The sequence below is a fragment of the Bacteroides cellulosilyticus genome (assembly GCF_020091405.1).
Taxonomy (GTDB): Bacteria; Bacteroidota; Bacteroidia; order Bacteroidales; family Bacteroidaceae; genus Bacteroides.
The window spans coordinates 5652873-5678917 of sequence record NZ_CP081903.1 but is presented as its reverse complement, the minus strand read 5'-3'; the positions used below and the strand labels follow the sequence as shown (position 1 = coordinate 5678917).

The window sequence follows — 26045 nt, the reverse complement described above, 5'->3', positions numbered from 1 at the left end:
CTAATATTTTTATGACAAATAGAAAGCTCTACAAAAAACTTGTAGAGCTTTTTTGTTATAAAAAGTTTCAATAACTCCTATATACCCTAAAATTTTGTAGCAGAAATGTAATACAAATCTAAATCTTATTAATTATATTTGCGTCTTAAAACAGTATTTAATACTTAATTAACATTCGTAATTAACACATTTAATTAACAAAAAACAGAAGTATGAAAAAACATCTAATTCATTTCCTGTTGGTGGCTGTGCTGTCTGTATGCAGTGCTGCGGCATTTGCCCAGACTACAGTGAGGGGGCAGCTTGTTGACTCGGAAACAGGCGAACCTTTGGTGGGAGCTGCCGTTATGATAGAAGGCACTTCACAGGGTACGGTGACTGACATTGATGGTTATTTTAAGCAAAGTGTTGCTCAGGGTGGAACCTTGTTGTTCAAGTACGTAGGTTTCAAAGACCTCAAGAAGAAGATTACGCAGAAGGGTGCTTCTGTTGATTTGGGTGCTATTCAAATGGAGCCGGATGCAGTGGTGTTAAAGGACGTGGTGATAACTTCGTCTGTGGCAGTAGCCCGTAAGACTCCGGTGGCTGTATCTACTGTTAATCCCATATCTATTGAGGATAAGATTGGTTCGCAGGAGTTGCCACAGATCTTGAAGTCAACGCCAGGTGTTTATGCCTCCAATGAAGGTGGTGGTTATGGTGACTCTAACATAAAGATTCGTGGCTTTAAGTCGGAATATGTGGCTATGATGATTAATGGTGTGCCTATGAACGGTATGGAGAACCAGAAAGTGTATATGAGTAACTGGGGTGGTCTGATTGACGTGGCTAGCAGTATTCAAATACAGCGCGGACTCGGTGCCAGCAAGGTTTCTACTCCTTCGGTGGGTGGTTCGCAAAACATTATCACCAAGACCACTGATGCCAAGATGGGTGGATTTATTTCTTATGGCATGGGTAACGATGGCTACAATAAGGTGATGTTTAGTGTATCTTCAGGGCTTACAAAAGATGGCTGGGCCTTTACTTTGTTAGGTGCCAGAGATTCGCGCGACGGTTATATTCAAGGTACAGAATCTGAAGCCTACACTTGGTTTATGAGTGTGGCAAAGCGTTTCAACGATAATCATCAGCTTTCATTTACCGCTTTTGGTGCACCTCAGTGGCATAATCAGCGTAGCATGCCGAACGGGCTGAGTATTAAGGAATATCAGCGTGTGAAACAATGGATGGGTGAAGAGAGCCCTTATCGTTATAACTCTACTTTTGGTTATCGCAACGGTCAAGTGATGAACTCTTCACGCAACGAGTATCACAAACCTCAGATGTCGCTCAACCACTTGTGGCAGATTGACCATAAGTCAAGCCTCAGTACGGCTGCTTATATGTCTATCGGTACGGGTGCAGGTTATAGTGGTACAGGTGTGACAGGTTACAGCAGCTCTTGGTATGGTACGGGCAGTGATGGTACGGTGAATACTCAGTTCCGCTGTCCTGACGGTACATTCGATTACGATGCTGTGGATAAACTCAATGCTGATAACTATACTAATCCGGTGAACGTAAGCGGTATGCCCAATTATAATGGTTCGCTGATGATTATGAACAAAGCTTCGAACGACCACTTCTGGACAGGTTTGATTTCTACCTATACTACCAAGCTTGGCGATTACTTTGATTTCTATGGTGGTATTGACTTCCGTTACTATAAAGGATTGCACAAGAATGTGATTACTGACCTTTTCGGAGGGCAGTATTATGTGGACTCTTATAACCGTAAAACAGTATTGGCTGAGAATAGCCAAAACGGTGGCGTTGCTTCTTGGGTAAATCAGAAGTTAGGCGTTGGTGATGTGATTCGCCGCGATTACGATGGTTTTGTGATGTACGAAGGTGGTTTTGCCCAGTTGGAATATAATAAAGATAAAGTAAGTGCTTTTGTATCGGGTGGTCTTACCAACACCAGCTATTGGCGTAAAGACCGTTTCTACTATAGTGGTGACAAGCAGGTATCTTCGAAGAAACATTATTTGGGTGGAAACGTGAAAGCGGGTTTGAACTATAACCTCGATGAATACAATAATGTATTCTTCAATACCGGATTCATCAGTCGCGCTCCTATTTTTGATAATACTTTTATCAATTCTCAGAGTTCGCACGAACGCAATCCCGATGCCAAGAACGAGAAGGTTTATTCTTTTGAATTAGGTTATGGATATCGTAGCCATTATTTTACAGCTAATGTGAATGCTTACTATACCATGTGGAAAGACAAAGCTTTGTATGATACCGGATCTTATGAAGATGAGAATGGAGCTTCTCAACGCTGGACTATGAACATGAGCGGTGCGCAGGCAAACCACATGGGTGTGGAGCTTGACTTCACTGCTAAACCTTTCCGTTGGATGGAAGTTAACGGTATGTTTTCTTGGGGAGACTGGCGTTGGAGCGGTACGGCAAAGGGTTTCATGATGAATACTGAAGGACAGATTATGGCGAGCGGCCGTGGTGAGATTGCTACAGATATGAGCAATGTGGACCAGTATAAGTATACTATCAAGATGGACGATGTGCAGGTAGGCGGTTCTGCTCAGACCACAGCCGCTTTAGGATTGACATTCCGTCCGCTGAAAGGCTTGCGCCTCAATGCCGACTGGAACTTCTTTGCGCGCAACTATGCTGATTATGATATTGATGCGAGTCAGGCTACACAGAAAGAGCCTTATGTGGTGGAGAAACCTTGGGAGATTCCTTCGTGGAGTACATTTGATGTTAGTGCGGGATATACCTTTGATTTGGGTAAGATACGTGCTACATTGAGCGGCAATGTAAACAACCTGTTCAATCAGGAGTATATAGCCGATGCCCGCGATGGAAGCAATCACGATTGGGAGACTGCCACACGCGTGATTTATGGTTGGGGACGTACTTATAGTGTAAAACTGAAGTTTAATTTCTAAGTGAACATATTTATGAAGAAACATATATTATTAGGAATCGCATTGGCTTCACTGTTTACGCTCGGAGCCTGCGACTACAACGAGGATAATTTCCCCGGATTTGACGAGAAAGAAACCATCACAGATGTTCGTACGGATACTCTCGTGCTGACTGATGCCCATTATGGCAAAATAGCCTCTATGCCGAAGAATCAGGGGCTGGCTCTCTCCAAGGACCCGGAGAATCAAACCTATCTTACAGCGTTGAACCAGCTGGGCAAGACCAAGATGTTTACCGACATGGTAGCTCCCGAGGATTATCTGCCCGCATTTGTAGATTCGCTTTATGCTTATCTGTCGGATAATTCAAAGATTTTGGTACGGTATAATGTCGGTAAGGAGCAGCCCGAATATCTCTCCAAGATAAATGAGGCCGAGAATTTTGACCTTACTTCCGCTAATTATGCCACAGTATGGGGCGAGAGTATGGTGGTAAAATACCTCACCCCCTCTACACTGAAGAAAATTCCCGCTTTGCTAAAAGAAGGTGTCAAGAGTCCCAAGGAGGGTGATGTACGTCAAGTAAATTATGCTTGGTCGGAAACCGAACCTAGTACAGGCGGCGGAGAATTACCTGAAACAATTGATAAAATATCGGATGCTTTGGCCGAAGCCGGGGATTATAAGGTGCAGGGTACTGTAATAGCAACCTATACACGCGGATTCTTGTTGAGCGATGACAGTGGACAAATATTGGTTTATCTTAATGTGAAGCCGAATTATACGGTGGGCGATATTGTGACCGTAGAAGGAACTACTAGTAAGTATGCCAATGTAATGCAGTTTGGTAACACTTCCGTTGTGACAAGATTGGGTCGTGCTGATTCATTCAGTTATCCGGAACCTAAAGAATACACAGGAGCACAACTGGATGCTTATGTAGCAAATGTCGATGGATTCCATTATGCCAAAATTGTAGGCGAATTGGTCATTGATGGTAACTATATAAATTTGAATGTGGCTGGAGCCACTAAGCAAGGATCTGTTTCATATCCGTTTGATGGTGTGGTCGATAAGTCTTTGAGCGGAAAACAGGTGGAAGTAATTGGCTATCTGATTGGTGCAACCAGCCGTTATAATGTTATGGCAACATCGATTGAACCGGTAGATGCTACGAGCACTTTCTCCCCGATAGGTGAGGTTGCATTTGCCAAACCTGGCGAATATGCTGTAAAAGGACAAGTGATAGCCAAGTACCAGCGTGGATTCTTGTTGAGTGACGGTTCCGGAACAATTCTGGTATTTGACAAAAACGGGTTTGAATTCGTACCTGGTGACATTGTAAAGGTATCTGGCCAAGTTACTAATTTTTCTGGATTTAATCAGTTTGGGACAACACCTGTATGCGAAAAATTGTCGGATGGTGCAGCTAAAGCTCCGGCAGCTTTGAGTCTGGATGTTGCTGCAATGGAAGAGTATCTTACCGCGCCTTATATCGCTTATGTGGAATATACCGGCAAGCTGAGTATATCAGGTACTTATTATAATGTAATCATTTCGGGTACGGATAAGTGCCAGGGCAGTATTCAATATCCTATTGATGGAGTTGTTGACCAATCACTTAATGGTAAGCAAGTGACGGTAGAAGGTTATACATTAGGCGTAAGTGGCGGTAAGTATATTAATACTATGGCGGTCAAAGTGAGCGAAGCCACTACTACTAAGGCTATTTCTCGTGCTGTTACCCGTGCTTCGGACGTGAAGCCCAATGCTGCCGCTCTCTATCGGTACGATGGTTCGGCTTGGACGGCATACGAAGAAAGTGCAAGTATCGGCATCAGCGTGATGCAACCCGCCGATTATGTTGCTACCGGTTCGGATTATTTGAGCAATGCCGATGCCGTATTGCCTGTTTATTTGAAGAATGCGTTCCCCTATGCACAGAGTGGTGATACCAAGGCGGTGGCTTATTTCGGTAATAAGGACTATAAGGTGATGGCTGATGAATATGGTTTCGACGGTACTGCATGGGTGAAGAAGAACACCGAAACGGAAATTGCTGAAATGGCATTTTTGAAGACTGCCGGCAGTTGGGTGGAAGCCAAAGAGTACTACAGCAACGACTTTGCCGGTGTAGTTCACAACGGTGCCCATAAGGTGGAAGTGGAGCTCGATGGTATGTCTTACGTATGGAGTGATGGCGCAGGCTATACCCGCATTAAGGCAAGCGGATACTATCAGCGCAATCGTGATACGGAGTCTTGGCTTGTTACCGGTGAGATAGACCTTACCGAGGCTATTGCTCCGCAGGTGGTGTTCATGGCTTCAGCGGATTATTTGTCTGGAGGAAAGATTGAAAATGCCGTATCTGTACATGTGTCTGAGGATTATATTCCTTCTACTTCTGATAAAAGAGAAGAGCAGATTGCTGCATTGAAGGCTGCGACGTGGAGCGACCCGTTGTCTTTCGAGTGGCCTACAAGCACTAAAGAGATTGAAATGCATTCTTCTATGGCCGACTATGTGGGCAAGAAGGTATATGTAGCATTCCGCTATGTAAGTACTAGCGAACCCGGATTTGCTCCTACATTCTACATGAGAAACTTTGTGGTGAAGGAATAATTCCTGAGAGAATACAATAGACAATGTGGTAATGAACTTAGATGATCATTACCACATTTGCTTTCTTAATACTATTAAATCAAAAAGAGAAACAAAGATGAAACAACTATCTTACCTATTTCTTTTGCTGGCTGGTCTTTGGCTGGCAGGTTGTGATGATTCTTCAGACGCTTCGCTCATTCCCGAGATAATACCTACTGAGCAAGGTTCTGACACTTACGTGATGAAAGGCTACGAGTCGACTGGTAATGGCTTCAACGTTTATAAACCTGAGGCTATCGGTACTCCTTTCTATATTAAGTCCAAGGCTTTTACTGGTCGTAACTATGCGTTTGCTCCTGTCAGTGGTGAATCGCTCGAAGGGCTTACTACCGTTCCGGCTGCCAATGCTTTCAGCGAAAATGCTGAAGTGAAACCTGCTACTTGCTATTGGGTGCGTTTCAATCGTTACAACCATTATCAAATGGGAAAGCTTCGCGTGGCCTATATTAACGGCAACGAAGTGGGCATAGAGTATGTGGCCGCTGATGATGTGGACGTGAACAATGCCAACGTTGCTAATGGTAATAAGGCAGACAAACTCGAAATTCCAGCTCTCAATGCTGCCAATCAGTATATCGAATATTATGCTAGTGTATCCGATGAAGAGGGTGCCGAGCAGGTGCTTAACTTCTCTTTAGAGTATATTGCTTCTAAGAAGCATTCGGCTTGGGTGGCATTCGATTTTGATCCCATTACTTCGCAAGACAATGTTAAACGTACCAACGAGTGGGAACAAGACGATCCTAATATAGACAACAGCGTGGAGGTGACCGAATCCATGCACAAGAGTGACGGCTATGACAAAGGACACATCTGTGCCAGTGAAGACCGTGTGTACAGTACGAGCGCTAATAAGCAGACGTTCTATTACAGTAACATTTCACCACAGATAGGAAGTTTTAATCAGAAGTATTGGGCCGCTTTGGAGAAACAGGTACAGACTTGGGGACGCTCTACCGGCAATGGCGTGTATGATAAGCTTTATGTGGTGAAAGGCGGTACTACCGACCGTTTACTCACTAACTTCACTGGTGTGAAGAAAGCCAATGACGGACTTTATCCTACTACAAATGCCGAGGGGCTGACTCCTGGTGGTTTGATTTGTCCCAGTTATTACTACATGGCTCTGTTGAGTGAGAAGGCAGGCGTTTATCATGCTATCGCTTTCTTTGTTCCTCATTCAGAGTTATTGCCAGATAATCCCGGAAAAAATGAGTTTATGGTTTATGCTGTTTCCATTGAAAGTTTGGAGTATGAGACAGGCATTGACTTTTTCTGTAACTTGCCCAATGAGATAGAGAAAAAAGTTGAAGCTGTTTACAATGCCGAAGACTGGGTTTGGTAAAAGACAAGATATAATAAAAATAGAAGAGGTTGGGTCAACGTTTTGACACAACCTCTTTTTTTAGATTCCCTTTTTCTTTGTTACCACTGTTTCCTCTTCGCCTCAAAACACATGCACTCTTTTGTTTGTTCCATTGGCTCCACTTTCCCGTTTCCATTTGAAATTACTTTCTTTGCCATTACTGTCATAGGATAGGGATAGAGGTTCTCAAGAATATAAGTGCCGGAACAATCATGAATTTAAAGTGGTCGTATAATATGCTTGGTTATTCAATAAAAAATATATCTTTGTGGAAATAATCACAAAAGTTTATTACTATGAAAACACAGAATGGTATATTTAATGTTGGGAAATCACAGACATGGCTTGTTATATTAATAACTGTATTAATAACAATAACTCTTGCTGCGAGTATGACACCTTTGTATTTAGGAACAATTGAAGGGTGGACACCTGATAAGCCCCAATTTTTCGTTCAATACTGTGGAGTATTTATTAATTCAATTTCTCTAGCTACAGTTGCTATAACTTTGGTATTTCAACATAAGCAGATGAAATTGCAAGGTGAACAATTGGATCAACTAAACACCTCAAATAATCACAATTTTAAGATGGCTGAGGACACATACGATTCACTTGTTTTAGGATTAATCAGAGAATTACAATCCGAATCAACTGAACAGATGAGAAAGAAGGCTTCGCTTTTTCGTGAATATTTAAGAACCGATATCGAAAAGAAGGAATTAGAGAGAATCTTCGAATATGTTATTCTTGATTCTTGGGGAAATATGGAAGAGTATAAAAAAATATTAGAGGATGAAACATATCAACAATTTCATGCATTCACCGCTTTGTCGCGCTTATTTGATACAATTTCCTATTATGAATTTAATGAAGCAACAATAAAAGCTATACATTTCTATTATGTGTGGTGGAGAGAATCATTTTTGATATATAACCAAGTTTATTACGATGTTCATAAACGAACAAAGAATAAATATTTTACCTTTGTTCCGAATTGGATTACAATGACTGACAGAATGGATGATAAAATGAAGAAATTTAACCTCCCTTTAATTTAACTATTGCATATCTGAGTCCGTTATCTTGCCTTATAAGCATGACACCTCAAAGCATTGACAGTTTCCTTTCATGGAAATTCTGTTTACTCCAAATGGTAACTTGGTTCACCCCATATGGTAACTCCATTTACATACCGAGGTAAAAGTCGTTACATACCGAGGTAAAGAGCGTTACAATAGGAGGTAAAGGCCGTTACATACTGGAGTAAATGCTTTTACACCGTGAGGGAAATAAATTGTAAATACTATCTATTGATAGTTAATAGGTTATCTAAATATCTAGGCAGTACTACTTCATTTCTGAGTGATAATACAAAAAAGTGACTGTTTAAAGTATAACGAGTTAAAGGACCTCTAAAGTGACGATGAGTCTGTGTTCTTTCGTTATGGGAGCACTGCTTTGCAGGTGGTGCAGCCACCTTGGTAGTCGTAAGCGTGTACCAGATAGAAGCCGCGCGCCAGATTCCGGACGGGCAGGGTGAAATGATTGTCGGTGCTTCCTGTATCGGGAGCGTTGTATGAGGCGATGACTTGTCCGCTGACGCTGACAATCTCTGCACGGGCAAGGGCGAGGTTGGCAGAAGTTACTAAAGTGAGGTAGCCGCTGCGCGGATCGCCTGTCAGGCGGATAGCTGGGCGGGAAATTGTCGGAGTTTCTATACCTGTGCTGCCGTTCCCTAGGTTCAGGAAGGTGACGATGGGGCTGTGGTCGGAGCAGCGGTACATATTGTCTTTCTGTACGCCGCTTTGGTCGACGTCCATTTTCTGTGGTTCGTCGGCGTTGATACGGAAGGGACGAGCATCGGTTACTTGCTTTTCAAGGGTACTTGTGGCCAGACTGTGATCCAGATAGCCTACTGCGTAGCTGCCATTGCTGAAGTAAGCGTAACTGTACTGATTGGGGGCATAGGTGGTGAGCAGATTGACCAGGCCACCGTCTTCGAGGGTACGGATGGGGTCTTCACAGGTATAGGCATTCAGGTCGCCTACCACCAGGACGTCGGGATCATTGTAGGTTTTCGTGATTTCTTTGATGAACTTCAAAGTGGCTTCGGCTTCCTGCACACGGCGGGGATTATAGGCGCCCTGGCCGTCACCTTTATCTTTGTATTGCTCCGGAACATTGCTGCCTGATTTTGATTTCCAGTGGTTGCAGCAGAGAATGAAACGCTCCTGATTGCTGTTCAGTTGGAAACCTTGGGCGGTTTTGCGTTCCGGCAGGTAATTGTCGGCGAGTTTGTTCAGACTGATGGCACCCACGGGGGTAACTGCATCGCTATTGTAGATGAAACAGGCCATGCCCTGCACGTTGTCTTTATAATAGCGTGTCTTGTATTTCTGCGTGTTGCAGTTCCGGTTCAGGAGCTGGCAGAGTTCTTCCAGTCCGGCGGCTCCTTCTACTTCTACAAGGGCGTAGATGTCGGCTTGCAGTGCTTGCAGTGCGAGGGCTACTTTGGGCAGCTTGATGCTATAGGTGCTTACGTTTTTGCCGAAGTGTTCCAGGTTGAAGCTGACCACTTTCAAGTTGTACGTTTCCGGGATGTCGCAGGAGGTGGGGCGTTCGTTACCTTTGAATTCGGGTTTCCGGGTCAGGGTGATGGTATATGTGCCGTTGCTGTAGCTGGCTTTTCCGGTCAGCCCTTCTATGGTTTGTCCGATGCGGCAGGTTCCGTCTGCATCGACGATGGGGAAGGAACCTTGCTTTACGGTGAGTTGGTTTTTCTGGTTCTCCAGGTTCTTCTGATTGAACATATCCACACCCGGTTCGAACTTTTCGGTAGGAGTCCATAGCTGGCCGTTGGAAAAGGTCAGTGTGCCATACGTGTAGCTGTAGTTGTTTGTCAGCGTCAGGGTGTTTGTAATGGTCACTTCTTTCCCGTTCAGGGCGTTTGTTTTGAAGTCATCGGGGAAAATAACCGGTTGCTGGGCAAACAGTAATATAGGGATCAGATTAAGAAGTAGAAGTAGCGGTTTTTTCATAAGTAGTTTCATTAGATAGTTGAAATAAATTTCTGAAATTATCCTACTTTTCCAGTAAGCAATTCTTCTTTCAGGAAACTATATACATAGCCGGAGCTTTGATAATAGAGTCCGCTTTGTGTATTATTAAGGCGTTCGAAAGTATCTGAATTATAGAAAATTTCAAAAGCTTTATCCATGTCATACCCGAAGTCTTGCATCAAATATATGATGATTTCACGAGTCATTTCTTCTATTAAGAATTGAATTTGTTCTTGCTTTATCATAACTTCTTCAAATAATTGAGGGCTTTTTCTGTCCCGAAGAAATATTGAATTGTTTTTCCTTTGTGGAATTTTAATTCTTCTATCAGTTTTTCCATTGGAATGATTCCTGTGGAGAAACGTCTTAATTGAAAGGTTACTCCATCATCCGCAATAGGACCTATGACAATGTCATGATGATGTATCGGCTTAGTGTTATATTTATCTCGGTTAGCAAGAATGAAATATGCCCATTCTTCACTGTAATCATCAAAGATTCTTATATCCAATTCTCCGGATATCAGATGCTGCTCATCAAATTCGAAAACAGAGATACATTTACTGCCTGTCCGAAGCTGATCTACCTTATGCATAGCCATTTCTTCTGCCTGTAGATAGTTGTCCGATAAATAAAAACCTTGTCCGAAATCCTTATACGGTTTTGAACGTGATAGATCGGGGACATGTATTTCAATATTTGAACCATGAAATAATTTCATTTTAGCTTTCCTCCGTTATGTTGGCATACGGTGAGAATATCATCTATAGCATCATCAAATGATTGAGTGTGCAGACTTTGATAGTGTTTACGAAGAAACTGCATACCTTTGAAACGGTTAATATAATTGAACGCTTGTTTCTGTCCCAAATTGAATCGCTTGGAAAATTCGGAAATGAGGGCTATTGTAAAGTTTAACTCATTTACATCGGGTATCTGTATATTTGTTTTCTGTTTATCCATAAACGATGCTTTTTTACGTAATAGACAAATATAATTCTTTTCTTTGAAAATATATACCTTTCATTTCTTAATTTTCATTTCCATCAGCACCGGATTATGGTCGCTGCACAGGTCCAGATCGGGCGAGTAGTAACGGTATCCCTGGATGCCGGGCGAATGGAATATGTAGTCGATGCGCAACAGGCGTTTGAAGTAGCGGTAGGTGTACATGTAGCCGCGACCGCTGGTGCGGAAGCCGTCTTTGAGGACATCGGACAGTTCGGCATAGGTGTAGGAGGATGGCAGGGAGTTGAAGTCACCGCAGGCCAGTACGGGGTAGGGGCTGGCAACTACCAGTTGGCGGATGCTGTCCGTTTGTTCGGCGCGTTTCACGAAGTTGTCGTGCAGGGAAGTGATGGCGCCTTGCACGACTTCTGCCTCACGACGGGTGTCGTTACTGTTGGCAAGTCCGCGTTCCCATTTCCGGCGGTTCTGGCTGACGCTGGTGGTCTGCAAGTGGTTGTTGAGCAGACGGACGGTGTCGCGTCCCAGGATAATGTCGCACTGCATGCTACAGTTGGCGCTTTGCTGGTAGGAAATGAACTGGGGATTGACGAGCGGGTAACGGCTGAACACGGCGATAGGAAGCACTCCGCGGATAGAATCCTCGGTAGGGATCAAGGCGTAGCGCCAGTGGGAAAATACGTTACGGATGCTGTCCATCGGGAAGTATTTGTTGTCGCCACATTCCTGGAAGCAGAGGACATCGACTTCCTGTTCTTTCATGTAGCGGGCGATTTCCTTGCAGGAGTAGCCTGTAATCTCCCCTCCGAAATTGCCAACGTTGTAGGTGGCTATTTTCAGGTATCCGTCGGCATAATTGCTGCTGTAGTGGCCTTCGGGAATCTTCTTGGTGAAGCTGAACTGGAAGATGGCAAGGATATATCCGTAGTTGGAAACTAATGCTGCAAGGGGAATGAATGCCCAACGCCTGCGGGCGAATGCCCAGCAGATGGCGACTAACAGGTTGCACAGTAATAGTGCGGGCAGTGCTAATCCCAGTACGGGCATGTACCTTGAATTGGCGGGGTCGAAGTTCCCGGAGAATGCAGCAATCATCGTGACAAGGGCCAATACGATGCTCAGGAGGACTGGAATGCTGCGGAATAAACTTTTGATTTCTGATTTTCCCATGTTGTGATAAAGCTACATGCTACGAGTTACAAGCTACGAGGGGCTGCGCTATCATACCGAAGGCACTTGTAACTCGTAGCTTGTAGCTCGTAGCTTATTTTATTACATTTACCGGTTTTCCGTCAATATATGCTTTTAAGTTACTGATAAGAATATGTATCAGCCTTTGGCGGGCTTCAAAGTTGGCCCATGCGATGTGAGGGGTGATGAAGCAATTCCGGGCGGTGAGTAACGGATTGTCGGCACGGGGTGGTTCTTCAGAAAGAACATCCAGTCCGGCGGCGTAGATTATGCCGGTATTCAGGGCATTGGCAAGATCTTGTTCGTTGATGAGCGGGCCGCGTCCGGTATTGATGAGGATGGAGGTGGGTTTCATCAAGGAGAGGCGGTTGGCGTTGACCAGTTCACGGGTACTGTCGTTCAGCGGGCAGTGCAGGCTGACGATGTCACATTCGTGGAACAATTGGTCGAGTTCCGCTTTACGGATTTCGGGAGGAAGTTGGAGGCGTGATTTGGAAGTGTAGGCCCATACCTTCATACCGAAGCCGATGGCTATACGGGCGGTGTTGTAGCCGGTCTGTCCCAGTCCTACGATACCGATTTTTTTTCCGAGCAGCTCGATGAGTGGAGTGTCGTAGAAGCAGAAGTCGGGATTCTTGCTCCAGTTTCCCTTGCTGACTTCTTCGGAATAATGGCGTACTTGCTGGGTGATGTTCAGGATATGGGCAAATACCATTTGTCCGACAGAGGGGGTGCTGTATGCAGGGATATTGGTGGTGATGATGCCGCGTTCGCGGGCGGCGTTGATGTCTACCACGTTGTAGCCTGTAGCCATCACGCCGATGTATTTCAGATCGGGCAGGGCGGCCATTGTCTCGCTGTTGATCACTACCTTATTGGTAAGGATGGCTTCTGCACCGGCAGCACGTTCAAGAACTTCGCCGGGAGCGGTGCGATCATAGATCGTGCACTCGCCTAACTCTTTCAACTTATCCCAGCACAGATCACCGGGATTCGTGGTGTAACCGTCTAATACTACAATTCTCATTTTGTATATATTTAAAGTGAGTACGCAAATTTAGGGAAAAGATTTGAGATTACGATTTTCTGAACTTATCCTCGCCCCACAACGCTCTCATCCGTTCCGCATGTTTCTGCTCGGCAGCATTGTCCTGTGCTTCCCACAGACGGCGGTCTTTCAGCTCGTCGGGCAGAAATTGTTGCTTGACGAAGTGACCGGGATAATCGTGCGCATACTTATAATTATCTCCATAACCCAACTGTTTCATCAGTTTGGTAGGTGCATTGCGCAGGTGCAGGGGGACGGGCAGATTGCCGGTCTGGCGTACAAGTTCCAGGGCATTGTTGATGGCCATGTAGGCGGAGTTGCTCTTCGGGCTTGTGGCAAGGTAAACGGTGGCTTCCGCCAGAGGGATACGTCCTTCGGGCCAACCCACTTTCATTACGGCGTCGAAACACGCATTGGCAATCAGCAAGGCGTTCGGGTTTGCCAGTCCCACGTCTTCCGAAGCGGAAATGACAAGGCGGCGGGCGATGAATGCGGGATCTTCTCCGGCTTCTACCATGCGGGCCAGCCAATAGATAGCACCGTCGGGATCACTGCCACGGATGGACTTGATGAAGGCGGAGATGATATCATAATGCATCTCTCCGTCTTTGTCGTAGGCAAGCGGATTCTGTTGCAGGCGTTCTGTCACCATCTCATCGGTGATGACGACGGGATCTCCGGCTTCGGAAGAAATAACGAGATCCAGGATGTTGAGCAATTTACGGGCGTCTCCACCACTGTAGCGAAGCATGGCGGTGGTTTCTTTCAGCTCGATGGTACGCTCTTTCAGTATATGGTCGGTGGTAATGGCACGTTGCAACAGTTCCAGTAAATCATCTTTTTCCAAAGATTTCAGCACATAGAGTTGGCAGCGTGACAGCAGCGGACGGATTACCTCAAAAGACGGATTCTCCGTGGTAGCGCCTATCAGCGTCACTGTGCCTTGTTCCACAGCTCCGAGCAGTGAGTCTTGCTGTGACTTGCTGAAACGGTGTATTTCATCGATGAACAGGATGGGACTGCCTTGCGAGAAGAAACGGTTGCTCTTCGCGCGGTCTATCACTTCGCGCACATCTTTCACCCCGCTACTCACAGCGCTCAATGTGTAGAACGGAGTTTCCAGCTTATTCGCGATGATCTGTGCCAGAGTGGTTTTCCCTACACCCGGAGGACCCCATAGTATGAACGAAGAAATACGTCCTGCGTCAATCATCTTGCGCAGCACCGCACCCGGTCCTACTAAGTGTTTTTGACCGATGTACTCGTCTAAGGTTTTAGGGCGAAGCCTTTCTGCTAATGGAGTCATTTTAATTACGAATTACGAATTATAAATTACGAATTGCGAATTACAAATTAATAGTTCGTAATTTGTAATTCGCAATTTGTAATTTCTAAAATATCATTAATATCATGAAGCGTATGCCATCTTTCTTCACTCCCGGTATATCGGTGTAGGTGAGGCGGCGTACATATTCGATGTGCAACAGCTTGAATATGTTGTAGATACCTACACTGGCTTCCAAGTAGGGAGTGCTGCCCATTACGTGGCTGGTGGGGACACCGTCGCGCATGGGGAAAAGGAACAACTCGCTGTTATGGCTCTTGTACGGATTGTTTTTGTCCGTCAGGGTGCCGTACATACCACGGATGCGGAAAGTTTCACGCCACTTCAGCTTCTTGATAAGCGGGATGCGGTTGAACAGCTTTCCATTCATGTCGTAGGTCAGGGCGAGAGAGGCGTAACGGTCGTTCAGGAACTCCATGTTGTTGATCAGGCTGAATGACTCGTTGTGCTGGGTGATGTATGATAGATTCGCCATGGGCAGGTTTAGCAAGGGGAACGGTACAGTGTTCCACTGCGCGCCGGCACGGGCGGTAATATCCAGTTTACCCCACGAACCGAACCAGAAACGTTTACGGATACTGGCTTCCGTAAGGTTGAAGTTGTACTCGCCACCTAACACGCCTTTCAGACCGAGGGTATGGGAGAGGGAGAAGATCGGGGCATCCAGCGATACGGGCACACGGCGCTGCTTCGTGTTGACATATGTCTCACCCGGTGCGTAACGCAGGGTGACACCGAGCTCGGTGGTGGTGATGTCCTTGATGAAGGTATTCGTATCATCCCATATTCCGGCGATGTTACCATCGTTTTTCCAGTATTGCAATACACCCCCGGCAGGCTGGTCGTTGCGGTGGCGTGCCATGGCTTTGATGGAGAAACCGGTATTGGTTTCCAGTTCGTAGGTCAGGGTAGCGTCGCGCATGTACGACATCTGGTCTACCTTGGTCCACTTCCAGCCCACAAACATATTATCCTTGTCCGTTGAGAGGTATTTATCCATGGGAGACATGACGTCGTAACTGTAATCGAAAGCCAGGTAGTGCTTGGGGAATTCCCACAATACATATTCGCGCTTGTTGAACGAGTAGGCTGCCTGACCTTTATAGAACCATTTCTTGTCCTTCGTACCGTAGGCCGCATATCCGCTGAAACTCCAGTGCGGATCGAGGTTACCGGTGGTCATACCACTGAGACGGAAACGTGTGCCATTCACGTAATTGCTTGTGATGGTGGTATTGATAGGCCCGAAGTCGAACTTGCTGGGGTGCTTCTTGGTGCCCGTTTCCACGAAGTTCTCAATCAGGGCTTTCGCACCGAAGATGACATATTTGAATCCGGGAATTTGCTCAATGCGGTTCATGAAGACGTCCATGTTACTCTCTTTCTTTGTGAGGGGAACCTGACGCACACTCGCCCAATATTCATCACTCTTGTTGAGCATATTGGCTTCTTTGATGACGTTGCCTTTCAGGCGGAAGAGACGAGGCTCAATGTCTTCAAAGTTGTAATTGGAGTATTTGGTAGTACGCTGCACTTCAAGTCCTTGTATACCTTTTACGAATTGCAGTTCCACGGTCATGTCATCGTCCGTAAGTACCCAGTTTCCGTCCGGCATCTGCTCGAATTGCTGTACAATGTCGAGGTTGTCCACAAAGTTCACACCGGTCTTTTTGGGCAGGTTCATGGTACACTTCTTGACGGCATAAGTAGAATCCTTCACTACGTAGAGGTGTCCCGTGAAACCGAAATCCTGTGAGTTTTGCGGCACGAAGGTGAGGTGCACACACTCCTGACGGTCCACCATGACGGTGTCCATGAGGTAGTATTTATAGAAACTGATGGCCCCACGACCGATGGGGCTGACGAAGCGGCGTTGCAGGAGCCGGATGTCATCATCGTAGATATTGACATCGGAGAAGACATCGGTCAGGATGGTTCCCAACATGTCTCCCGTATTGAAAAACTCCTCGATACCGCTGGAATTCACACCTTCGATGATGGTTTTTTCGCTTTTGGGACTTTTGCGGTAGATGGTCTTCGAAGACGTCTCCTTGATGGAGATGGGGAGGATCATCTTGTTGGTCTTGGGCGATACTTCCACCTGGTCTTTGAAGAATGAGAATTTCTTGTAGATGCCCTTTTCCATCTTTTCGGGGGTGACGTCGTTCATGGACATCTTCATCTTTTCGTATTTCTGATACTGGTAGAAGTCGTTGGCTTCCAGTTTCAGTTCTTTCTTGTTCTCGATAACTTTCCTCATAAAATCCACAGCGGGATTGTTCTTACGGGAGTATTTCTCTTTCTGGGGCTTCACCACAACTTCGGAGAGCATGACGTCGGCAGGTGCCAGCTTCACGTTCAGTACTTTGGTGGTGGGCTTCAGGGTGACTTTCTTGGTCACGTATCCGATGGCGGAGAATGATAATTCATTCCAGCCTTTGCGGGTTTCCACTGTGTATTCGCCTTCGGCATTGGTGATGGCACCCACGCCTTTTCCCTCGTATTGAACGGTGATGTACATTAATGGTTCATTGGTGAGGGAGTCGGTCACGACACCTTTAATCTGTGCGGATGCGCTGTGTGCGACGAATAATGACAGCAGAAAAAGGATGAGAGCTATATATTGTTGTTTCATATTTAAGTCAGTATGAGGCCGCAAAGTTAACAAAATACAGTTAAATAAGAAGTAAATATAATCTAAAGAAATAAGAGGAATGTTTATATCTGCTTTAACTTTCATATGATTTGTGCTATATTTGTCGCGTAAAATTCACAATATGCTGTCCATACTCATTCCGGTGTATAATATAAATTGCGTCTCGTTGGTTCGGAAATTATATGAGATGGCCTTGCTGACGGAGTTTCCTTTCGAAATTTTGCTGGCGGACGACGCGTCGTGCCGGAAAGTGAGGGAAGAAAATCGTGTGTTGAACCGGTTGGACGGATGTCGTGTGCTGGAACTGGAGACGAATCATGGTCCGGCATTTATCCGCAATTATTTGGGTGAACAGGCGCGTTATCCTTATTTGCTTTTTCTGGATACGGACACAAGTCCGGTAGGTGAGGACTTTCTTTCTTTATACCTCAAGAATGCGGGCGGACAAGTAGTTTGCGGTGGCTTTTGTTATCCGGAGGAGGGGGACTCCTTTCTGCGCAATAAATACGGAGCGCAGGTGGAAGCGCAACCGGCTGCCGAACGTCGCAAGCATCCTTATCAGCGATTTATAAGTATGAACTTTTTTATTCCGAGAGAGCTTTTTCTGCGTGTCCGTTTTGACGAAACGTTTCATCTGGGATATGAGGATACCGCTTTCGGAAAGAGGCTGGAAGATGCGGGTATACCGGTGTTGCATATTGAAAATCCGGTCTGGCATCTGGTGGAGGAAGATGCGGCTTCTTTTTTGGTGAAAACACGCCGTTCTGTGAAAAACCTCTTGGGCTGTGAACAGGAATTGCTTCCTTACGTCCGCTTATTGCGCTGGTACAGTAGTTTAAAGCGGTTTCATGCTGTTGCACTAACCGCTTTCCTATTTCGTATATCTGAGAGTCTTTTGGAAAAGAACCTGACTGGAAAACACCCCTCTTTACGGCTTTTCGCTTTCTATAAGTTAGGTTATTTCTGTTGGTTATCTGTTTAGTTAGGAGGTAGAGGAGTTAACCCCTGATTCAGTAATGCTCCTTTAATTCTCCGTTAATCAACGTCTGTACGATACGTTCCGCTGTACGTCCATCCCAACGGTCGGGCAGGGTCGTATGTTTCCATTCGCCGAGCATTAGTCTTTCCAAAGCATTGGCAAGAGCCACGGAATCTTCATTCACTAACTCATTGGTACCTACACGCCAGGTCTCGGGATGCTCGGCATAGGAGTTGAGCGTGATGCAGGGGACATCGAGGAAGGTAGCTTCCTCGGCAATGTTTCCGGAGTCCGTTATAATGCCTTTTGCATGGTTGATGAGGTAACCGAAATGCAGATAACTTTGAGGCGGCAGGATGTGCAGATTAGGCGCGGGGATGTCCAGCGATTTGATGGCTTTTTGCACATAAGGGTGCAGGGGCGCAATGATGGGCATGCCTTCGGATTTCTCAATCAATGTTTGTATCAACGATTTGAGTACATGTTTCTTGGTCAGCAGGTCGTGCCGGTTGAGGGTCAGCAACAGGTAACCGCGCTTTTCCAGCCCTATGGTGGAGAACCATACAGGTTGCAACAGACGGTGACGGTTGTAGCGGACGGTATCTATCAATATATTGCCTACATAATGGATGTATTCGGGAATCATGCCTTCCTGGTTCAGGTTGCGGTTGGCTACCATGCCTGCGGTAAACAGATAGTCGGAAATGGCATCTACGATGGTGCGGTTTACTTCGCGGGGCATATTCATATCGAACGAACGGGTTCCGGCAATGAGGTGCGCGACTTTCAGACCGCGCTTTTTGGCGACGATGGAACAGCTCATGGTAGCGGTAAGATCGTCTACAACGAGTACTACCTGCGCGGGATGATTGTTCAGTTCCTTCTCGAAAGCAAGCATGATGGCGGCTGCCACTTCCGAATGGTCGTGTCCGGTGACTCCCAGATAACCGTCCGGCCGCTTCATGTCCAGGTCGGAAAACAAGGAGGCATCCAGACTGGTATCATCCTGTCGCCCGGTGTAGACGAGACGGTATGAAATCTTCTTTCCAGCTTCCTGCGCGGCTTTGATGGCCCGGGTGATAGGAGCTATTTTCATGAAGTTGGGGCGTGCGCCCGATACGATTGTTATTTTCATTGCATATAAATTGATGAGACAAAAATACGTTTTCTTAGGGAAATTATTCGTTACTTTGCCCATAATTTTAATGAATACCGATTATAAATCATTAAACATTTAACGTTAATCATTGATTATCATGCCTACATTTGTTCAAATTCTCGATTTTATAGGTACGTTCGCTTTTGCCATCAGCGGTATCCGTCTGGCATCGGCAAAGCGGTTCGACTGGTTTGGGGCGTACGTGGTAGGTTTCGTGACGGCTATCGGCGGCGGTACCATCCGTGATGTATTGCTGGGAGTGACGCCGGGGTGGATGACTGATCCTATCTATCTGATTTGTACGGGACTGGCTTTACTTTGGGTCATTCTTTTCGGAAAGCATCTCATTCACTTGCATAATACGTTTTTCATCTTCGACAGTATCGGTCTGGCACTGTTTACGGTGGTCGGTGTAGGGAAGAGCATTGCATTGGGATATCCGTTCTGGGTAGCCATCATTATGGGTAGCATTACGGGTGCTGCGGGTGGAGTGATCCGTGATGTGTTTATCAATGAGATACCGCTGATTTTCCGAAAAGAGATTTATGCGATGGCATGTGTGGTAGGCGGTACGGCCTACTGGTTGTGCGATCTGCTGGGAATGCAGTCCTATGCTTGTCAGGTGGTGGGCGGAGTATCGGTGTTTGTGACGCGCATTCTGGCGGTGAAGTATAATATCTGTCTGCCGATTCTTACGGGAGGCGGAGAAGAGGAGGAAGGCAAGGAGTAATAAGAGAAAGAGCTACAAGCTACGAGCTACAAGCTACAAGTGCTTTTCAGCGTCATAGCGTAGCAACTTGTAGTTTGTAGCTCTTTTCAGTGTCATAGCGCAGCAACTTGTAGCTCGTTGCTTGTAGCTCGTAACTGTTAGAACAGCGCGTCTTTCGTGTTGAACAGTTTTCTTTCGTTCAGTTTCACTACTTTGCCGTATTTCTCCAGTTTCTTCAGATCAATATCTTTCGGGTTACCCATGATGCCGATGCAGTAAGGTTTTCCCTTAATATTCTCTTCGTAGAACTTCACGATATCGTCAAAAGTCAATGCATCAATTTTCTTCAGGTTTTCCTCGGCAGGGTCACCTTGGTAGCCCATACGCTGATACATCCGGAGGTATTGTGCTTTATAGCGGAAGTCCGGATGTGAAGTCAATGCTTCCTGGCGCATGTAGCTCTTGATATTCTCAATACGTTCTGCATTTTTCGGCATGTCGCTGATCAGTTCCATGAAAACATCTATGGCATCGTTTGCCTTATCATTCTGTGTACCGATACGTCCTATCAGGTACGTTGGATTGCCAGGCAGGGAAGGTGTGGAAACGTATGCACCGGCCGTGTATGCCATGGATCTTTTCTCGCGGATTTCATTGATCACCAAACCATTGAAACCACCTGAGAAGTATTGGTAGAAAGCATCACGTAAAACGTCATCTTTCTTGTCATACTTCTGCATAGGCATGTAAAGGTATACTTGAGCTTGTTCTGCATCTGAGTTCGGCAGGAAATAAACAGTGTTTTCAGTAACCTGTGCCAATGGTTTGTCTTGTGGAGAAGTTGTCGGGCGCTCGTTGGCTACCAGCGGCAGATTCTTGCTGAGAATTTCATAAGCATTATCGAAAGGCAGAGTTCCGCAGTAGAAAATTTCGGCCTCGTAATTGGATGCACGGTTGATGTCTCCTGTCAACTCGGAAATCTGAAGTTCATAGACTTCCTTATCCGTCAGTTCTTCAATATAGTCCGATTTATTCTGGTAACGGATATATTGGAAAAGGGCATCTGCCAATAGAGCTACATTCTCCTTGCGTTGCTGACGGGTTCCCAGCATGGAACCTTTGATACGGCTCAACTGCTTGTCGTCCAACTTCGGCATAAGGATTTGGCGGGCGAGTAGTTGGCAGGCTTGTGGCAATGTCTCTTCATATCCTCTCATTGTAACATAAAGATAATCATCGTCTGCACTAACGTGGCAGGTAGCATTCAGTTTACTGAGTTCTTCTTTCAGTTGTTGGGGCTCATAGGTGCCCATGATACCGGCATTGTTCATCAGGTTGGCGGCAATGCCCAGTTTGGGGAATTCGCGTGTTCCAGCTCCATATCTTACTGTCAGGCTGAATACGTTGTTTTCAGGGTTGGGCGAATAATACATCTTAGAGCGGTCATTCAGCTGTTTCGTCTGCACATTACTGAAATCTATGAACTTTTCGTCTACTTGTCCGATAGGCATGCTCTTGAACTGAGTAGCGTAAAGAGATTGTTTGCCAACAGGCGGTTCGATAGGCTTGTATTCGGGCTTCTTCAGTTTGCCTTCTTTGCTTGTCTTACCTTTTTCGATGTAGAGTGCCAGATAATCATTGGTCAGATATTGTTTGGCTACACGCTTGATGTCATCGTTGGTGATGGACATAATTTCATCTTTGTAGTTGAGCACTTTGCCCAGATCTTGCTCATTGGTGAAAGCTTCCAACAGCATTTCGGCTTTCGTTTCGTTGTCTTCCATCATCAAGTCGAAGTCACGGCACATATTGTTCTTGATGGCATCGATTGTCCAGTCTGCGAAGTCTCCGTTGGCAATCTTTTCAATGGCTTTCAGTGCCTTCTTCTCTGCACTTTTGTTTGATTCGAAGCGTCGTTGGTTCTCGTCGTATAATGGAGTGACCTGAACTATGTTACGGCCCTGTTCACGGAACGTGAGGGTAGCTGCATAGCCGCTGGTCAACTCACCGTCGATGATCAGCTTGTTCAACGCACCTGTGTTGCTACTGTTGGAGAGCAATGAGAGAGCTATTTTCAGTGCATTTTCATCGGGATGTCCGGCAGGCACACCTTTGTAAACCAGGTAGACACTGGGATAATAACCTATTTTGGCTGTATATTGCGTACGGCCTTTTATGTTCAGATCGGGATATTCCTTGCGTGCCGGCAATTCATGGTTTTGCAAACGTCCGAAGGCAGCATTGATACGTCCGCTGATCTGCTGGGCATTGACGTTACCTACAAGAATCAATACCATGTTTTGTGGAGTATACCATTGGTTATAGAATTCAATCAGTTTGCTCAGTCGCGGATTTTTCAGATGTTCGGGCAATCCCAGTACTGAGCGGGAGTAAGGATGTCCTTCGAATGCTTTATCCAACAAGAATTGTTGTTGCACTCTGCCTTGATTATCCTGTGCGCGGTTATATTCTTCGTATACCGTCTCCAATTCGGACTGGAAAGTACGGAATACAGGATTAATGAAACGTTGAGAACTGATTTCTAACCATTTGTTGATTTGGTATGCCGGGAAAGAGTTATGATAATAAGTGAAGTCGTAGCTTGTACCGGCATTCAGCCCTTTAGCACCCATGCTCTCCATTAAATTGGAGAATTCAGTAGATACGCTGACTTTGGCTGCTTCGATTGTGAGTTCGTTGATTTCTTTTCCGATAGCTTCTTTCTTTACCGGATCAGTTTCATCAGCCATCTCGTCGTATTTTGCGATGATCTTTTGGTAGATGGGTTCTTCTGCCGCCCAGTCAAGTGTACTGATTTTATCCGTGCCTTTGAACATGACATGTTCCAGATAGTGTGCCAAACCGGTATATTCAGCCGGATCGTTGACTGAGCCAGTACGTACACCTACAGCACCGAATACATCCGATTTCGTGTTGTCTTCCCATATATATACGGAAAGGCCGTTTTTCAGCTTGAAAGCTTTCAATCCTTGACCGAATGACGGCAAAGCGATAGCCATGATAGCCAAAAGAGTGATTGATTTAATAATTCGTCTCATAAAAATAAAGTGTTTTTAAATAAAGTGTTTTTGCTATATGTAGGCAAAACTATAAAAAAATCACAAACAGTTTACGAAATCTTCGGAAAAAGATACGCTTTTTACAAAAATCACCACCAGAAAACTCTCAAAAAGGGGGTGAAAACTGTCAATTGATAGTTTTCGCCCTAAATAAAAACAAAACTCGGTTCTTGGAAACCCCAGAACTTCCCTATACTTGCAATCGTGAATTTAAAATAATTATTAACTATTTAAAAGAGCAAAGTATGAATACCTACAGTTTTAGGAAGGATTTGATTAGTGTGCAAGAAGAACTGCTTCGCTTTGCATATAAGTTGACAGCCGATAAAGAGGAGGCGAATGATTTATTGCAAGAAACCTCGCTCAAGGCATTGGACAACGAAGACAAGTACATGCCTGATACCAACTTCAAAGGGTGGATGTACACCATTATGCGGAATATCTTTATTAATAACTACCGCAGAATCGTTCGCGAACAAACTTTCGTGGACCAGACAGATAACCTTTATCATTTAAACCTGCCGCAAAACTCCGGTTTTGCAAATGCCGAAGGATCTTATGATTTAAAAGAAATGCATCGCATCGTGAATTCGTTACCCCGCGATTATAAAGTTCCTTTCTCCATGCATGTCTCCGGTTTCAAGTATCGTGAAATAGCTGACCGTCTCGGATTGCCTCTAGGAACCGTAAAAAGCCGTATCTTCTTTACCCGCCAACGGCTACAACAAGAACTGAAAGACTTTGTTTGAAAACAAACAGTGCAGACTGAAGACTGACAAACTTAATATTTATAGCCCAGAGCAATGCTCTGGGCATGTTTTTTTGTGGGAGGGGAGTGATGGGATTGGTTTCTTTCTAAACCGTAATGACTCCCCTCCATCCTTTCCGATAAATTATCGTCTGAATCATAGAGGAATGAAATGGTGGGAAATGTTATAAAATGAAAAAACTGTTTCAATATGATATTAAACATATCTTTTATGCTGAATAATTCAAATCTAAATTTGACTATATGTCAGAATAAACCTTTATATTTGTACTTATTAAGTTAACCAAGTAATTCATATATGTTAAACCGCTAACTGCTGACTGCGATGAAAAAGGAAATTAAATTCAGTCTTGTTTACCGTGATATGTGGCAATCTTCCGGTAAATATCAACCTCGTGTAGACCAATTGGTACGTATCGCTCCGTTGATTATTGAAATGGGGTGTTTTGCCCGTGTGGAAACGAACGGGGGAGCTTTTGAGCAAGTGAATCTGTTGTATGGTGAGAATCCTAACAAAGCCGTACGTGCTTTTACCAAACCTTTCAATGAAGTGGGTATACAAACGCATATGCTGGACCGTGGTCTGAACGCTTTGCGCATGTATCCTGTGCCTGCCGATGTACGCCGTCTGATGTATCGTGTGAAGCATGCGCAAGGGGTGGATATCACCCGCATCTTCTGTGGACTGAACGAGACACGGAATATAATTCCTTCTATTAAATATGCATTGGAGGCAGGGATGATACCGCAGGCAACTCTTTGTATCACACACTCGCCTGTGCATACGGTGGAATATTATGCCCATGTTGCCGACCAGCTGATTGAAGCGGGAGCACCCGAAATCTGTCTGAAAGATATGGCAGGTATCGGTCGTCCGGGTATGCTGGGACGGTTGACGAAGACGATTAAGGAAAGGCATCCCGAAGTGATTATCCAGTATCACGGTCATAGCGGACCGGGTTTGTCGATGGCTTCTATCCTGGAAGTTTGCGAGAATGGCGCCGACATTATTGATGTGGCTATGGAACCGATGTCCTGGGGTAAAGTACATCCGGACGTAATCTCCGTACAAGCCATGCTGAAAGATAAGGGCTTCCAGGTGCCCGATATCAATATGAAGGCATATATGAAGGCACGTGCCATGACACAGGAATTTATAGATGACTTCCTGGGCTATTTCATGGATCCGACCAATAAACACATGTCCTCTTTGCTGTTGAAGTGTGGCCTTCCGGGTGGTATGATGGGTTCCATGATGGCCGATCTGAAGGGAGTACATTCGGGTATAAACATGATATTAAGAGGGAAGAATGAACCGGAACTCAGCATTGACGACCTGTTGGTGATGCTCTTCGACGAGGTGGAATACGTATGGCCTAAGCTGGGGTATCCTCCGTTGGTAACGCCTTTCAGCCAGTATGTGAAGAATGTGGCATTGATGAACCTTATGCAGTTGGTGAAAGGTGAAGAGCGCTGGACGATGATAGATAATCATACGTGGGATATGATTCTCGGTAAGAGCGGACGTCTGCCGGGCGAGCTGGCTCCTGAAATTGTGGAATTGGCGAAATCAAAAGGATATGAATTTGTGGATACCGATCCGCAATTGAACTATCCGGACGCTCTGGATGAATATCGGAAAGAAATGGACGAGAACGGTTGGGAATATGGAGATGATGAAGAAGAACTCTTTGAACTTGCCATGCACGACCGTCAGTATCGTGATTACAAGTCCGGTACAGCCAAGAAGCGTTTCGAGGATGAATTGCAACGTGCCAAAGATGCGTCTATGGTGAAGAATGGATATTCGGAAGAAGAAATCCGGAAACTGAAACGTGCCAAGGCCGATCCGATTATTGCACCGGATAAAGGACAGGTGCTGTGGGAAGTATCTGTGGAAGGTCCTTCCGTGGCTCCGTTCATAGGGCGTAAATACCAGCATGATGAAGTGTTCTGTTACCTCTCCACCCCGTGGGGAGAATACGAAAAGATATTGACCGGATTCACCGGACGCGTCGTAGAGATATGCGCCAAACAAGGCGATACCGTGAATAAGGGCGATGTGATTGCCTATATTCAAAGAAGCGATATCTTTGCGTGATAAGTGATAAG

General features: G+C 45.4%; 18 protein-coding genes. 8 read left to right on the top strand and 10 right to left on the bottom strand.

Annotated elements, in window-relative coordinates; genetic code table 11:
- Positions 1 to 212: 212 nt before the first annotated feature.
- The 4 genes from K6V21_RS21780 (at position 213) to K6V21_RS21765 (ending at position 8030) form a co-directional block, all read left to right on the top strand.
- Positions 213 to 2960: a TonB-dependent receptor gene (locus K6V21_RS21780; protein ID WP_195425863.1), complete on the top strand. Its 2748-nt coding sequence runs from the start codon at positions 213 to 215 to the stop codon at positions 2958 to 2960.
- Between the two features lie 12 nt (positions 2961 to 2972).
- Positions 2973 to 5561, top strand: coding sequence for a hypothetical protein (locus K6V21_RS21775; protein WP_224319850.1), 2589 nt, complete (start codon positions 2973 to 2975; stop codon positions 5559 to 5561).
- Positions 5562 to 5658: 97 nt separating this feature from the next.
- Positions 5659 to 6948 carry a DNA/RNA non-specific endonuclease gene (locus K6V21_RS21770; protein ID WP_195425864.1) on the top strand — a complete coding sequence of 430 codons (1290 nt, stop codon included), beginning with the start codon at positions 5659 to 5661 and terminating at the stop codon, positions 6946 to 6948.
- Positions 6949 to 7265: 317 nt separating this feature from the next.
- Complete coding sequence (locus K6V21_RS21765) at positions 7266 to 8030, top strand: hypothetical protein (protein WP_217713649.1); 765 nt, start codon at positions 7266 to 7268, stop codon at positions 8028 to 8030.
- A 384-nt stretch (positions 8031 to 8414) separates the two neighbouring features.
- On the opposite strand, the gene K6V21_RS21760 is transcribed toward K6V21_RS21765, so the two are convergent.
- From K6V21_RS21760 to K6V21_RS21725, 8 genes are all read right to left on the bottom strand, one after another.
- Positions 8415 to 10010 (bottom strand): endonuclease/exonuclease/phosphatase family protein, encoded by a 1596-nt coding sequence (locus K6V21_RS21760; protein WP_224319849.1) that lies wholly within the window; start codon positions 10008 to 10010, stop codon positions 8415 to 8417.
- Positions 10011 to 10048: 38 nt separating this feature from the next.
- Positions 10049 to 10276, bottom strand: coding sequence for a hypothetical protein (locus K6V21_RS21755; protein ID WP_224319848.1), 228 nt, complete (start codon positions 10274 to 10276; stop codon positions 10049 to 10051).
- Entirely contained in the window at positions 10273 to 10752 is a 480-nt protein-coding gene (locus tag K6V21_RS21750; RefSeq protein ID WP_224319847.1) for a DUF3990 domain-containing protein, read from the bottom strand. The genes K6V21_RS21755 and K6V21_RS21750 overlap by 4 nt, the downstream gene beginning before the upstream one ends.
- Positions 10749 to 10994 carry a DUF3791 domain-containing protein gene (locus K6V21_RS21745; RefSeq protein ID WP_224319846.1) on the bottom strand — a complete coding sequence of 82 codons (246 nt, stop codon included), beginning with the start codon at positions 10992 to 10994 and terminating at the stop codon, positions 10749 to 10751. Before K6V21_RS21745 ends, K6V21_RS21750 begins: the two co-directional genes overlap by 4 nt.
- A 60-nt stretch (positions 10995 to 11054) precedes the next feature.
- Positions 11055 to 12167, bottom strand: a complete 1113-nt coding sequence (locus K6V21_RS21740; protein WP_224319845.1) for an endonuclease/exonuclease/phosphatase family protein — start codon at positions 12165 to 12167, stop codon at positions 11055 to 11057.
- A gap of 94 nt (positions 12168 to 12261) precedes the next feature.
- Positions 12262 to 13215 carry a D-2-hydroxyacid dehydrogenase gene (locus K6V21_RS21735; protein ID WP_195425984.1) on the bottom strand — a complete coding sequence of 318 codons (954 nt, stop codon included), beginning with the start codon at positions 13213 to 13215 and terminating at the stop codon, positions 12262 to 12264.
- 49 nt (positions 13216 to 13264) lie between these two features.
- On the bottom strand, positions 13265 to 14542 hold the full coding sequence (locus K6V21_RS21730; protein WP_217713653.1) for a replication-associated recombination protein A: 1278 nt from the start codon (positions 14540 to 14542) through the stop codon (positions 13265 to 13267).
- An 85-nt stretch (positions 14543 to 14627) separates the two neighbouring features.
- Complete coding sequence (locus K6V21_RS21725; RefSeq protein WP_034753835.1) at positions 14628 to 17216, bottom strand: DUF5686 and carboxypeptidase-like regulatory domain-containing protein; 2589 nt, start codon at positions 17214 to 17216, stop codon at positions 14628 to 14630.
- A gap of 142 nt (positions 17217 to 17358) precedes the next feature.
- Here K6V21_RS21725 and K6V21_RS21720 point away from each other — a divergent pair, with 142 nt between their 5' ends.
- On the top strand, positions 17359 to 18219 hold the full coding sequence (locus K6V21_RS21720) for a glycosyltransferase family 2 protein (RefSeq protein WP_007217888.1): 861 nt from the start codon (positions 17359 to 17361) through the stop codon (positions 18217 to 18219).
- Positions 18220 to 18247: 28 nt separating this feature from the next.
- Here K6V21_RS21720 and K6V21_RS21715 read toward each other — a convergent pair whose 3' ends face one another.
- The gene (locus K6V21_RS21715) at positions 18248 to 19351 is read right to left on the bottom strand and encodes a UDP-N-acetyl glucosamine 2-epimerase (protein ID WP_224319844.1); all 1104 of its coding nucleotides are present in this window, start codon (positions 19349 to 19351) and stop codon (positions 18248 to 18250) included.
- Between the two features lie 121 nt (positions 19352 to 19472).
- On the opposite strand from K6V21_RS21715, the gene K6V21_RS21710 reads away from it, so the two are divergent.
- Entirely contained in the window at positions 19473 to 20105 is a 633-nt protein-coding gene (locus K6V21_RS21710; protein WP_044266995.1) for a trimeric intracellular cation channel family protein, read from the top strand.
- 137 nt (positions 20106 to 20242) lie between these two features.
- Here K6V21_RS21710 and K6V21_RS21705 read toward each other — a convergent pair whose 3' ends face one another.
- Positions 20243 to 23143 (bottom strand): M16 family metallopeptidase, encoded by a 2901-nt coding sequence (locus tag K6V21_RS21705; protein ID WP_007217891.1) that lies wholly within the window; start codon positions 23141 to 23143, stop codon positions 20243 to 20245.
- A gap of 266 nt (positions 23144 to 23409) precedes the next feature.
- Between K6V21_RS21705 and K6V21_RS21700 the strand changes: the two genes are divergently transcribed.
- Positions 23410 to 23913 (top strand): RNA polymerase sigma factor, encoded by a 504-nt coding sequence (locus tag K6V21_RS21700; RefSeq protein WP_007215087.1) that lies wholly within the window; start codon positions 23410 to 23412, stop codon positions 23911 to 23913.
- Between the two features lie 345 nt (positions 23914 to 24258).
- Positions 24259 to 26034 carry a biotin/lipoyl-binding protein gene (locus K6V21_RS21695; RefSeq protein ID WP_007213628.1) on the top strand — a complete coding sequence of 592 codons (1776 nt, stop codon included), beginning with the start codon at positions 24259 to 24261 and terminating at the stop codon, positions 26032 to 26034.
- Positions 26035 to 26045 lie beyond the last annotated feature (11 nt).